Raw genomic sequence first — 11,564 nt, forward strand, 5'->3', positions numbered from 1 at the left:
CGCCCCGCCCCCCACCGGCGTGGGGGACGGGATCAGTCTGCCACCCCGCGCCGCCCGAGTCGCCGGGCGCCGGGGACTACTTGCGGACCTTGGGCGCGACCAGCCGCGTTCCGGACCACTCCTTGGCGGCGCTGACGCTGCTGGTCTGCGACAGCCCGGCCGTCTGCGCGGCCTCGCCGATGTCGCTGGGCTCCACGTGGCCGTCCCGGCCCGCCTTGGGCGTCAGCAGCCAGATGTTGCCGCCGCCGGTGAGCGGGATCATCGCGTCGGTCAGGCCCTCGAACAGGTCGCCGTCCTCCTCGCGCCACCACAGCAGCACGACGTCGACCACGTCCTCGTAGTCCTCGTCGACCAGCTCGTTCCCCGTGACGGCCTCGACGGACTCCCTGAGCTCCTCGTCGACGTCGTCGTCGTAGCCGATCTCCTGCACCACCTGGCCCGCCTTCAGGCCGAGCCGTTCGGCCAGGCTGCGCTCAGACTGCGCCTGACCCGCGGTCGCGCTCACGAAAGTCCTCCCATGGTCGTCAAGTCCGCACGGTGTCGTGCATGTATCTGTTCCGGCCCCCGGGACGGGTGGCCCGCCCGCACCTGTGCGGTGTTTGCGGGACAGTCCACACAAGTGAGGGCCCCTAGCGCAAGTGTCTTCCCGGCTTTTGGTGGCCTCATTGGCCCGATTACGGAAATAGCTGTGACAGCGTCCCCACGCAGGGTGACACGCGGTCCGCTCATCCCGGCTCCCCTGTGAGGGCACCCGGTGCGCTCGGCGCTCATCCCTTTAGGAACGACAACCGAATCTCACGATCGGGGTTGTCGACGTTGAGGTCCACCAGAGCCACCGACTGCCACGTCCCGAGCGCCAGCCTCCCGCCGATCACCGGCAGGGTCGCGAACGGCGGGACGAGCGCGGGCATCACGTGCGACCGCCCGTGTCCCGGGGAGCCGTGCGCGTGCCGCCAGCGGTCGTCCGCCGGCAGCAGGTCCCCGAGGGCGGCCAGGAGGTCGTCGTCACTGCCCGCTCCCAGCTCGATGACCGCCACGCCTGCGGTGGCGTGCGGGACGAAGACGTGCAGCAGCCCGTCGCCGCCCGCCGACGCCGCGAACCGCTCGCACTCCGCAGTGATGTCGTGCACGACCTCGCGCGCCCCGGTCGTCACGCGGACCACGGTGCTCTCCATGATCCCCGGCATACCCGATCCGCGGCCCCGGACGCCTCCGGGGCCGCATGATCTTCCGGGACCGCGGGCGCGGCGCCCGGTGCGTGCTCGGTCCGGTACGTGCTCGGTCCGGTCCGTGCTCGGTCCGGTCAGCGGGACGTCCGCTCCCTGGTCTCGATCACCGCGTCGGGCCCCGGGTACACCAGGGTCTCGTGGCCGTCGTCGAACCTGACCAGGTACGGCGGGCCCCCGTTCTCGCCCCGCACCTCCAGGATCTCCCCCTGCCGGTCGGGCTGCCCCACGATGTTGCCGTGGACAAGCAGCCGGTCTCCGACTCGCCCGTTCATGGCTCCTCCGATCTCGTCGGGAAAAACCGCTCTCCCAGGTGCGTACCCCGGTTGACCGGGGAGAATGGTTACCGGTTGGTAGAGATGCGTTAGCCGTCATAAACGGCGACGATGGAATCTGAGACGAGCGACAACAGTCTGCCGGGGACCGGTGGCCGACCCGCGCGGAGGCCCCGGTCTCACCCGCATGGACGTAAGGACAGAGGGGACCCCGTGGCTTCCGGACGTCAACGCTTTTCGATCATCAGCGACGGCCTGCCGAGCCAGCTGCCGGACATCGACCCGGATGAGACCCGGGAGTGGCTGGAGTCGCTGGACACGGTCATCAAGACAGAAGGCCGCGGCAGGGCCCGGTACGTGATGCTCCGGCTCCTGGAGAGGGCGCGGGAGCTGCAGGTCGGGGTGCCCGGCCTGCGCAGCACCGACTTCATCAACACGATCCCGCCGGAGCACGAGCCCTGGTTCCCCGGCGACGAGCACGTGGAGCGGCGCATCCGCGCCTACATCCGGTGGAATGCCGCGATCATGGTGTCGCGGGCGAACCGCCCGGAGATCGGCGTCGGCGGCCACATCGCGACCTATGCCTCCGCCGCATCCCTGTACGAGGTCGGCTTCAACCACTTCTTCCGCGGCAAGGACCACGGCGAGTCCGGCGACCAGGTCTTCATCCAGGGCCACGCCTCACCCGGCATCTACGCCCGCGCCTACCTTGAGGGACGCCTGCCCGAGGAGAAGCTCGACGGGTTCCGCCAGGAGCACTCGCACCCGGGCGGCGGCCTGTCGTCCTACCCGCACCCGCGGCTCATGCCGGACTTCTGGGAGTTCCCCACGGTGTCCATGGGCCTCACCGCGATCAACTCGGTGTACCAGGCCCGGTTCAACCGCTACCTCTACAACCGGAAGATCAAGGACACGTCCCGCTCGCACGTGTGGGCGTTCCTCGGCGACGGCGAGATGGCCGAGCCCGAGTCGCTCGGCGCGATCGGCCTGGCCGCCCGCGAGGAGCTCGACAACCTCACGTTCGTCATCAACTGCAACCTCCAGCAGCTCGACGGCCCGGTCCGCGGCAACGGCAAGATCATCCAGGAGCTGGAGTCCTACTTCCGCGGCGCCGGCTGGAACGTCATCAAGGTCATCTGGGGCCGCGACTGGGACCCGCTGCTCGCCCAGGACGTCGACGGCGTGCTCGTCAACCAGATGAACACCACGCCGGACGGGCAGTTCCAGACGTTCACCGTCGAGTCCGGCGAGTACATCCGGGAGAAGTTCTTCGGCGCCGACCCGCGGCTGCGCCGAATCGTCCAGCACCTGTCGGACGACGAGCTGCGCAAGCTGTCGCGCGGCGGGCACGACTACCGCAAGGTCTACGCGGCGTTCAAGGCGGCCCGCGAGCACGTCGGGCAGCCGACCGTGATCCTCGCGCACACCATCAAGGGCTGGACGCTGGGCTCCGACTTCGAGGCCCGCAACGCCACCCACCAGATGAAGAAGCTCACCAAGGCCGAGCTGAAGGAGTTCCGGGACCGCCTCTACCTGGACATCCCGGACTCCGCCCTGGAGGCGCCGCTCCCGCCCTACTACCACCCGGGCGAGGACTCCGATGAGATCCAGTACATGCGCGAGCGCCGCGCCGCGCTCGGCGGGTTCCTGCCGAAGCGCGTCGTGCGGGCCAAGCCGCTCAAGCTGCCCGGCGACCCCGTCTACAGCGAGCTGAAGAAGGGCTCCGGCAAGCAGAACGTCGCGACGACCATGGCGTTCGTCCGGCTGCTCAAGGACCTGATCAAGGACGAGAACATCGGCGCCCGGTTCGTGCCGATCGCGCCGGACGAGTACCGCACGTTCGGCATGGACTCGCTGTTCCCCACGTCCAAGATCTACTCGCCGCACGGGCAGACCTACGACGCGGTGGACCGCAAGCTGCTGCTGTCCTACAAGGAGTCGCAGAGCGGCCAGATGCTGCACGAGGGCATCAGCGAGGCCGGGTCGATGGCGTCGGCGATCGCCGCGGGCACCGCGTACGCGACGCACGGCGAGCACATGATCCCGGTGTACATCTTCTACTCGATGTTCGGGTTCCAGCGGACCGGCGACCAGATGTGGTCCCTCGCCGACCAGATGGGCCGCGGGTTCCTCCTCGGCGCCACCGCCGGGCGCACCACCCTCACCGGTGAGGGCCTCCAGCACGCCGACGGCCACTCCCCGCTGCTCGCCGCGTCCAACCCGGCCTGCGTCCACTACGACCCGACGTGGGCGTTCGAGCTGGCGCACATCGTCCAGGACGCGCTGCGCCGCATGTACGGGACGTCCGAGGAGCACCCGGACGGCGAGAACGTCTTCTACTACCTGACCGTCTACAACGAGCCGTACCAGCAGCCGGTCGAGCCGGACGACGTCGACGTCGACGGCCTTCTCAAGGGCCTGTACCCGTACAAGGCCGCCCCGGAGACCGTCGCCGGGAACGGCGAGACCCCACGGGCGCAGATCCTCGCGTCCGGCGTCGGCGGCCGGTGGGCCCTGGAGGCGCAGCGGCTCCTCGCCGAGGACTGGGGCGTCGCCGCCGACGTGTGGTCGGCGACCTCGTGGAACGAGCTGGCCCGCGAGGCCCGCGCGTGCGACGAGTGGAACCTGCTGAACCCGGACGCCGAGCAGCGCGTCCCGTACGTGACCCGCAGGCTGGAGAACGTCGCCGGGCCGATCGTCGCGGTATCGGACTACACCCGCGCCGTACCCGACCAAATCGCCCCGTGGGTCCACACGGACTACACCTCGCTCGGCACCGACGGGTTCGGCTTCTCCGACACCCGCGCCGCGGCCCGCCGCTACTTCCACGTGGACGCCGCGTCGATCGTGCTGGCGGTGCTGACCCGGCTCGCCCGGCACGGCGAGATCAAGCCGGAGACGCTCCAGCAGGCGATCCAGCGTTACCGTCTCGACGCGGACGTCAGCGACGTGTTCGCCAACGGCGTCGGCTGACTCGCCCAGGGGGGCGACCCCCTGGAACCCCCGTTGCGAGCCGGTCGATCCTCACGCCACCGTTTCGGTCTGGCGTGACCGTGCGGGACGTGTGTTGTGTCGCTGCGGTCGCCCGGCTCGGCGGGTCGTGCGACCTGCGCTCGCTGCACTCGCTCCGGCCGCACGACCCGTGGCTGTGGCTGAGGTAGTTGTGGCGGTGATCGCGGAGGTGTAGGCCGCGATGACCGGAAGGGCCCCGAGGTTCACCTCGGGGCCCTTCGTGCTTTCGCCGTCAGGCCGCCGCGGGTGAGAAGACGCCGAAGGTGTTGCCCGCCGGGTCCTGGAGGTAGGCGAACTTCAGGCCGGTGCTCGCGGTGACCGTGGGCAGGGCCACCTTGCCGCCGTGCTTCTCGGTCTCCGCGCAGAGGGCGTCGACGTCCTCGACCATGACCAGGAACATCGCGTGCCTGCCGGACGCGGCGGCCTCGTGCGAGATGCCGCCCACGGGGATGTCGGCTCCCGGGTAGCGGACCAGGTCGTAGCCGTCGCCGTCGGGGTCGGCCTCGATCTTCCAGCCGAACAGGTCGCCGTAGAAGCGGCGGGCCTCCTCCGGCGCGTCGGTGCCGACCTGGAACCACGCGACGGTGTTGAACGCGGGAACGCTCATCGCTCTCCTCTCTCGAACGCTGCGGGCACCAGCGTCCGGGAGCATTCCGACAACCCCCTGTCGGTGTTTCCGGGCGAGTTCCCGCCCGCTCGGAACTCCGCCCACACGACGGTGCGCGCCCCGTCCGCCCGGAATCCCCAGCCGTCCGACAGGGCTTCCACGAGCCACAGCCCGCGCCCGCTCTCGGCCCCGGTCTCCGCCCTGGGACGCGGGCGCCTGCCGCCCGCACCGTCGTCGGCGACCTCCAGGCGGTAGAGGTCCCCTCCCGCCAGCAGGCTGATCGACACCCGGCCACCGTCACCCGAGTCCGTGTGGACGATGGCGTTCGTGACGGTCTCGCTCGTGACGGTCACCAGGTCGTCCAGCCGGGGATGGGCCGCCGGCACCATGTCCCGCAGGAAGCTCCGCGCGTACCCCACGGACCTCCGGACGCCCGGAAGCGTGAGCGAGCCGAGCACGACCAGCCCGCCGCTCACCACCACGCCACCCACGACACACCGCGCCGGGAAACCGGCGTCCTCCCCGTCTCGGGCGCTCCCATGCGTGCGCCTCCCTTCCTTTTCGGAGTCGCCCGCCACATTCGCCGCCCGATGCGCTCGTGTCCCCCGCCCTGAACGTTTCCGGATTGAACGTTCAATGCGCCGCCTTTCCGTGTACGAGCGACCACAGTCGGTGACATTCTGGAGAGATGCCTTCCGGGAACGCCCCCACCGTTCGCCAGCGCCGGATCGGCTCGGCGCTCCGCAAAGCCCGCGACCACCACAACCTGACGGTCGCCACCGTCGCCCGCCGCTTCGGCCGCTCCCAGGGCTGGCTGAGCATGGTCGAGAACGGCCTCCAGGCCATCGCCCCCGACGAACTCGCCGACCTCCTCGACTTCTACGGCATCGAGGACGGCCCCCTCCGCGACTCCCTCCTCCACCTCGCCACCCACAAACCCGGCAAATGGGTGCGAGAACGAGTGGGCCGGATCTCGGCCGCCGCTCTGGACCTGGCCAGCCTGGAAGAGGATGCCGCCGAGATCCGCAACTTCGAACCCAGCATCGTCCCTGGGCTTCTCCAGATCCCTGACTACACGCGCAAACTCATCGCCGTCGGCCCTGCGAAACACCCGCGGAACGCCAAGACGCTGGTTGATTTCCGGCTTTCCCGCCAGCGGGTGCTAAGCCAGCCCGATCCGCCCCGCTATATGCCGATCATCGCGGAGGCGGTTCTCCACAACCGCGTCGGCGGTGACCCAGCGATCCTGCGCGCGCAGATTAGGAAGCTGTCCGAAGTCGCCCGCCTTGGACATGTGGACCTGCGGGTGCTCCCCAGCGCTGCCAGCGAGCACCTCTGGTTCGGCAGTCCCCACCTTCTTATCTCCTTGCGCCCACCCGGCCAACTCACCGTGTCGGTGATCGACCGGTTCGCCCAAAGCTTTTTCGTGGAGGACGAGAATGAGGTCGTAGCCCATGAGGAAACCTTCGAACTACTGCTCTCGGCAGCCCTGAGCAGATCCGCTTCGCTGAAACTCATAGACGAGATAGCGTCGCAATCATGAACACCCCCACGATGAGCCAGCCTCATTGGCGCAAGAGCAGCCACAGCGGAGGCGACGAAGGCAACTGCGTCGAGATCGCCGACCTCAGCGACCAGATCGCCATCCGCGACAGCAAGAATTTCGCCGCAGGCCACCTCACCCTCACCCGCCAGCACTTCACAAGCCTCCTGGCCCAGCTGGCATCGCAGCCGTGATCGTGGACCGGAACACAGGTCACTGAGCGGATTCCGCGGTGGCCGTCAGACCCAGGTGGGTAGGGAGCCCTCGGCGTAGCGGGCGCCGAAGCCGCCGGTCGGCAGGATGGCGGCGATGGCGTCCAGGTCGGCCTCGGTCAGGGTCAGCTCGGCGGCGGCCGTGTTCTCCTCGACCCGCTTCGGGCTGCGGGTGCCGGGGATGGGGACGATGTCGTCGCCCTGGGCCAGCACCCAGGCCAGTGCGAGCTGGGAGACGGTCGCGTCCTTCGCGGCGGCCAGTTCGGCGAGCCGCTCGACGGCCGCCAGGTTCTTCTCGAAGTTGCCCGGCTGCCAGCGGGGGTCGTGGTTGCGCATGTCGGTCGGGTCGTAGGACCCGGCGGGCTTGGCGGTGCCGGTGATGAAGCCGCGTCCCAGCGGGGAGTACGACACGAACCCGATGCCCAGTTCGCGCAGCACCGGGAACAGCTCCTCCACGTCCCGTTCGAACAGCGAGTACTCGGTCTGGAGCACGGACACGGGCTGGACGGCGTGCGCGCGGCGGATGGTCTGCGGGCCCGCCTCGCTCAGCCCGAAGTACTTCACCTTGCCCGCGTCGATCAGCTCCTTGACCGTGCCGGCGACGTCCTCGATCGGGACGTCCGGGTCGACGCGGTGCTGGTAGAGCACGTCGATGTGGTCGACGCCCAGGTAACGGAGGCTGTTGTCGGCGACCTCGCGGATGTTGTCCGGTCGGCTGTTGAGGCCGGAGATCCTCCCGGACGACAGGTCGAACCCGAACTTGGTCGCCAGGACGACCTCGTCGCGGAAGTCCTTGACCGCCCTGCCGACGAGGATCTCGTTGGAGCCGGTGCCCAGGCCGTAGAGCTCGGCGGTGTCGAAGAAGGTGACGCCCAGCTCGTACGCGCGCCTGATGGCGGCGATGCCCTCCTGCTCGTCACCAGGACCGTAGGCCATCGTCAGGCCCATCGTCCCGTAGCCGATCGCCGAGGCCACCAGGCCCTGGCGGCCCAGAGTGCGCTGTTCCATGACCGATCCTCCCTAGCAACGCGCTTACCTCCACCCTCGCAGCACGGTGCCCGGGCGGTGCAACCCGGCGTCCGTGTTCACTCCGGCGCGCGGGGCAGTCGCAAGGTGAACGTCGCGCCTCGGCCCGGCTCGCTGCGCACCGCCGCGGATCCGCCGTGCGCCTCGGCGAGCTGGCGGACGATGGCGAGGCCAAGGCCGCTGCCGCCGGTCCTGCGGCTGCGCGACTTCTCCGCCCGCCAGAACCGGTCGAAGACGTGCGGCAGGTGCTCGGGCGCGATGCCCGGCCCGGTGTCGGCCACCTCGATCAGGACGTCGTCGCCGTCGCCGTACGCGCGCAGGGTCACCCGCCCGCCGGCGGGCGTGTAGCGGACCGCGTTGGCGAGGAGGTTGCCGACCGCCTGCCGCAGCCGCACCGGGTCGGCCTCCAGGTGGGGACGGCCCGCCACCTCGACGGTCAGCGCGAGCTCGGCGGCCTCGGCCGCGGCGCGGTAGACGGTCGCGATCTGCTCGGTAAGGGCGGCCGCGTCGACCGGCTCGGGGCTCAGGCGGAGCTTGCCGACGTCGGCGAGCGCGAGCTGCTGCAGGTCGTCGACGATGTGCTGGAGCAGCGTGGCCTCCTCGACCAGCGAGGCGGTCAGCGCGGGGTCCAGGTCGGCCACGCCGTCCTGCGCGGCCTCCAGCCAGCCGCGGATGTTGCTCAGCGGCGTGCGCAGCTCGTGGGACACGTCGCTGACCATCGCCTTGCGCTGCCGTTCCATCCGGTCCAGGTGCTCGGACATCTCGTTGAACGCGGCGCCCAGCTCGCCGACCTCGCCCTTGGCGCGGACCACGGCCCGTGCCGAGCCGTCACCCGCCCGCATCCGCCGGGCCGCCGCGGTGACCGCCCGCACCGGCCGCACCAGCCGGGTGGCGACGAGCACGCTCATCCCGACCGCCAGGACGAGGATCACGGCGGTGACCCCCGCGATGCGATACGGGTCGATCGCCGGGGCGCGGTCCTCCGGCGAGCCGATGTAGAGCAGCGCGGCGGGTGCGACGTACGGCTTCAGCTGGGTGCGGCGGGCGGTGGCCAGGCATTCGGCGGCCGCCGACGGCGCGGCCGGTGTGCCGGTCTCGTCCAGCCACACGTCGACCTGGCTTCCGTGGCACTGCCGGACCAGGGCGGTGAGCCGGTCGAGCGCGCGTTCCTCGGTGGCGGTCGGACCGGGCGTGTCCGGCGAGCACGGCGCCGGACGCGGCACGGGCTGCGGCGCGGGGGCCGGCGTCTCGGCGGGCCGGGGCCGCGGACGCACGGCGGGCGGGCTGCTCGGCGCGCCGGGCGTCGTCTCCGGCGTCGACGTTCCCGGCGGGGCCGTCGGCGCGGCGGGCTCCGGCGTGGACGCGGCCGCGACCGGCCGCGTCCCGGTGAGCCGGACCCCGGCGGCGGGCGCGCGCGGGCGGTTCGCGGCCGGTGCCGTGGCGGCCGGACCGCCCTCGCGGCGCAGGTAGGGGCGGCCGCCGGGCCCGACGACGACCGTGGCGCGCTGGCCCTCGCGGCGCAGGCAGGCCGCCTGCGCGCCGACCTCCTCGCGCAGCCGCGCCCGCTCGGCCGCCGGCAGCCGGAACGGCCCGGCCGCCCGCGCGTCGATCCGGTCGGCGGCCCCGCCCGGCACCAGCGAGACGTCCACGGCGAGCGGGTCGACGACGGCGGACGCGCGGGCGGGCAGCGGCCTGTCCGGCGCCGAGTCCGCGATCCGGACGCCGCCCTCGGTCGCCAGCGCGACCCGCTCGCCGCTCTGCCGGGCCAGCTCCCGAACGGTCCCCCCGACGCCGTCCCAGCGCGGGTGGCTCGCCGCGTAGCCGAGCAGCGCGTCGTTGATGCGGGCGTCGCGCGCGAGCGTCCGGCCCTGCCGGTCCCGGATCTCGCCGGACGTGCTGCGCGCCGCCAGCCACGCGGTCGCCACGATCGAGCACACCGCGATCAGCACCGAGCTGGCGACCAGCCGTACCAGCAGGCTATGGCGCACGGTCGCCGACCAGCTTGTACCCGACGCCGTACACGGTGCACAGCCGGACCGGGCGGCCGGGCCGCGGCTCGATCTTCTTCCGCAGGTTCTTCACGTGCACGTCGACCGTGCGCTCGGTGATGAAGCGGTCGAAGCCGTGCAGGTGCGCCAGGAGCTGCGACCGGGTGAGGACGCGCTCCGGACGCGCGGCCAGCGCCTCCAGGATGCGGAACTCCGCGGGCGTGCACTCGACCTCGCGCCCGTCCACGTGCACCGTGTGCCGCTCGGGGTCCACCGCGATGCCGCCGACCCGGTACACCCGCTCGGCGCACCCGGCCCGCCGCAGCAGCGTGCGGACCCGCGCCATCAGCTCGCGCGGGCTGTACGGCTTGGTGACGTAGTCGTCCGCGCCGAGGTCGAGGCCGAGCAGCAGGTCGTCCTCCGTCGAGCGGGCCGTCAGCATCAGCACCGGCACGTCGGACTCGGCGCGCAGGCCGCGGCAGACGTCGAGGCCGTCGACGCCCGGCATCATCACGTCGAGCACCACGAGGTCCGGGCGGCGCGCGCGGGCCTCGTCGAGGGCGGCCCGCCCGTCGTGGACGACTACCACGCGGTGCCCCTCCCGCTGCAGATAGCGGCGCAGCAGCTCCGCCTGCTTGACGTCATCCTCCGCGACCAGGACATCCGCGCTCATGGCTCCCGAGCGTAAGGGACCCAAGATCGGCACCACGGGATCATCACACCGGCCTCACAGGTTCTTCACACTTCTCGGCCAGCATCTCGCGGCATGCGCCAAGTCAGAATTCACATCGGCGCCCTCCTCACCGCCGGCGCGATCGCCGTGCTGGCGGGCTGCGGCCCGCCGGGCGACGGCACGCCCGCCGGGGGCGGCCCCGCGGCCGCCGCGCCGCAGCAGGCGGGACAGGGTCAGGCGGGGCAGGGCGGTGCCGAGATAGCGACCGTGCGCGGGCGAGAGATCGCCGTGTACCGGCAGAAGGGCGACGGCGCGGCCTGGACGACCCTGCCGAGCCCCAACAGGATGGGCGCCACCCGGGTCTTCCTCGTCGACGCCAGGGACGGCGACTGGCTCAAGGTGCTGCTGCCGATCCGGCCGAACGGCAGCACCGGCTGGATCAAGGCGTCCGACGTGAAGATCTCGTTCACGTCCCACCGCGTCGAGATCGACCCGGAGGCGTTCACGTTCACCGTCTTCGACGGCGACAAGGTGCTGCGCACCGGCAAGGTCGCCACCGGCGAGGGCGGCACCCCGACCCCGCCGGGCCGCTTCTACTTCACCGAGCTGATCAAGCCGCCGGACCCCCGCGGCGACTACGGCGCGTACGCCTTCGGGCTCAGCGGCCACTCGCCGACGCTGAAGAAGTTCGCCGGAGGGCCGGGACAGCTCGCCGTCCACGGCACGAACAAGGCGTCCGCGCTGGGCGGCAGGGTCAGCCACGGCTGCGTGCGGGTCAGCAACGACGACATCACCTGGATGGCCCAGAACCTGGCGATCGGCACACCCGTCATCGTCCGGAATTGAAATGGCGACGAAAGGAACAGCAGTGCAGTTGAAGTCCCTCATAGCGGCCGTCGCGCTGGGCGCGGGCCTGGCCGGCACCGGCCTGGCCACCGCCGGGACGGCCTCCGCCGAGCCCGACCCGCCCACCGTGACCGCCGTACCGGCCCCGGCCAGCCC

Annotated in this window: 12 protein-coding genes; 4 read left to right on the forward strand and 8 right to left on the reverse strand. The window is 71.4% G+C overall.

What is annotated here, in order from left to right:
- Window positions 1-76 precede the first annotated feature (76 nt).
- The 3 genes from E1266_RS29900 to E1266_RS29910 all read right to left on the reverse strand — a co-directional run bounded on the left by E1266_RS29900 (window position 77) and on the right by E1266_RS29910 (window position 1,501).
- The gene (locus tag E1266_RS29900) at window positions 77-505 is read right to left on the reverse strand and encodes a DUF3052 domain-containing protein (protein ID WP_131954932.1); all 429 of its coding nucleotides are present in this window, start codon (window positions 503-505) and stop codon (window positions 77-79) included.
- A 262-nt stretch (window positions 506-767) separates the two neighbouring features.
- Window positions 768-1,175, reverse strand: a complete 408-nt coding sequence (locus E1266_RS29905; protein WP_132052703.1) for a YjbQ family protein — start codon at window positions 1,173-1,175, stop codon at window positions 768-770.
- 128 nt (window positions 1,176-1,303) lie between these two features.
- Complete coding sequence (locus tag E1266_RS29910) at window positions 1,304-1,501, reverse strand: DUF1918 domain-containing protein (protein WP_132052705.1); 198 nt, start codon at window positions 1,499-1,501, stop codon at window positions 1,304-1,306.
- Window positions 1,502-1,714: 213 nt separating this feature from the next.
- Here E1266_RS29910 and aceE point away from each other — a divergent pair, with 213 nt between their 5' ends.
- Complete coding sequence (aceE, locus tag E1266_RS29915) at window positions 1,715-4,474, forward strand: pyruvate dehydrogenase (acetyl-transferring), homodimeric type (RefSeq protein ID WP_132052708.1); 2,760 nt, start codon at window positions 1,715-1,717, stop codon at window positions 4,472-4,474.
- Window positions 4,475-4,745: 271 nt separating this feature from the next.
- On the opposite strand, the gene E1266_RS29920 is transcribed toward aceE, so the two are convergent.
- Window positions 4,746-5,120: a VOC family protein gene (locus E1266_RS29920; protein WP_165966263.1), complete on the reverse strand. Its 375-nt coding sequence runs from the start codon at window positions 5,118-5,120 to the stop codon at window positions 4,746-4,748.
- Window positions 5,117-5,596, reverse strand: coding sequence for an ATP-binding protein (locus E1266_RS29925; RefSeq protein ID WP_165966264.1), 480 nt, complete (start codon window positions 5,594-5,596; stop codon window positions 5,117-5,119). The genes E1266_RS29920 and E1266_RS29925 overlap by 4 nt, the downstream gene beginning before the upstream one ends.
- Window positions 5,597-5,808: 212 nt before the next feature.
- Between E1266_RS29925 and E1266_RS29930 the strand changes: the two genes are divergently transcribed.
- Entirely contained in the window at window positions 5,809-6,663 is an 855-nt protein-coding gene (locus E1266_RS29930) for a helix-turn-helix transcriptional regulator (RefSeq protein ID WP_132052714.1), read from the forward strand.
- On the forward strand, window positions 6,660-6,857 hold the full coding sequence (locus E1266_RS29935) for a DUF397 domain-containing protein (protein ID WP_243719050.1): 198 nt from the start codon (window positions 6,660-6,662) through the stop codon (window positions 6,855-6,857). The genes E1266_RS29930 and E1266_RS29935 overlap by 4 nt, the downstream gene beginning before the upstream one ends.
- 45 nt (window positions 6,858-6,902) lie before the next feature.
- On the opposite strand, the gene E1266_RS29940 is transcribed toward E1266_RS29935, so the two are convergent.
- From E1266_RS29940 to E1266_RS29950, 3 genes are all read right to left on the reverse strand, one after another.
- A complete protein-coding gene (locus E1266_RS29940) occupies window positions 6,903-7,883 on the reverse strand; it encodes an aldo/keto reductase (RefSeq protein ID WP_132052716.1) in 981 nt (326 codons plus the stop codon).
- A gap of 77 nt (window positions 7,884-7,960) precedes the next feature.
- Window positions 7,961-9,889 carry a HAMP domain-containing sensor histidine kinase gene (locus E1266_RS29945; RefSeq protein WP_132052718.1) on the reverse strand — a complete coding sequence of 643 codons (1,929 nt, stop codon included), beginning with the start codon at window positions 9,887-9,889 and terminating at the stop codon, window positions 7,961-7,963.
- Window positions 9,879-10,562 carry a response regulator transcription factor gene (locus E1266_RS29950; protein WP_132052720.1) on the reverse strand — a complete coding sequence of 228 codons (684 nt, stop codon included), beginning with the start codon at window positions 10,560-10,562 and terminating at the stop codon, window positions 9,879-9,881. The genes E1266_RS29945 and E1266_RS29950 overlap by 11 nt, the downstream gene beginning before the upstream one ends.
- 93 nt (window positions 10,563-10,655) lie before the next feature.
- Here E1266_RS29950 and E1266_RS29955 point away from each other — a divergent pair, with 93 nt between their 5' ends.
- Window positions 10,656-11,408 carry a L,D-transpeptidase gene (locus E1266_RS29955; RefSeq protein WP_132052722.1) on the forward strand — a complete coding sequence of 251 codons (753 nt, stop codon included), beginning with the start codon at window positions 10,656-10,658 and terminating at the stop codon, window positions 11,406-11,408.
- The last annotated feature ends 156 nt before the right edge of the window (window positions 11,409-11,564 follow it).

Source organism: Actinomadura sp. 7K534, from assembly GCF_004348575.1.
GTDB lineage: Bacteria > Actinomycetota > Actinomycetes > Streptosporangiales > Streptosporangiaceae > Spirillospora > Spirillospora livida.

Bases quoted from the DNA above. Each gene is read 5' to 3' on its own strand.
- E1266_RS29940 (WP_132052716.1), bottom strand. From the start codon at position 7,883: ATGGAACAGCGCACTCTGGGCCGCCAGGGCCTGGTGGCCTCGGCGATC.
- E1266_RS29905 (WP_132052703.1), bottom strand. From the start codon at position 1,175: ATGGAGAGCACCGTGGTCCGCGTGACGACCGGGGCGCGCGAGGTCGTG.
- E1266_RS29920 (WP_165966263.1), bottom strand. From the start codon at position 5,120: ATGAGCGTTCCCGCGTTCAACACCGTCGCGTGGTTCCAGGTCGGCACC.
- E1266_RS29955 (WP_132052722.1), top strand. From the start codon at position 10,656: ATGCGCCAAGTCAGAATTCACATCGGCGCCCTCCTCACCGCCGGCGCG.
- E1266_RS29930 (WP_132052714.1), top strand. From the start codon at position 5,809: ATGCCTTCCGGGAACGCCCCCACCGTTCGCCAGCGCCGGATCGGCTCG.
- E1266_RS29910 (WP_132052705.1), bottom strand. From the start codon at position 1,501: ATGAACGGGCGAGTCGGAGACCGGCTGCTTGTCCACGGCAACATCGTG.
- E1266_RS29935 (WP_243719050.1), top strand. From the start codon at position 6,660: ATGAACACCCCCACGATGAGCCAGCCTCATTGGCGCAAGAGCAGCCAC.
- E1266_RS29950 (WP_132052720.1), bottom strand. From the start codon at position 10,562: ATGAGCGCGGATGTCCTGGTCGCGGAGGATGACGTCAAGCAGGCGGAG.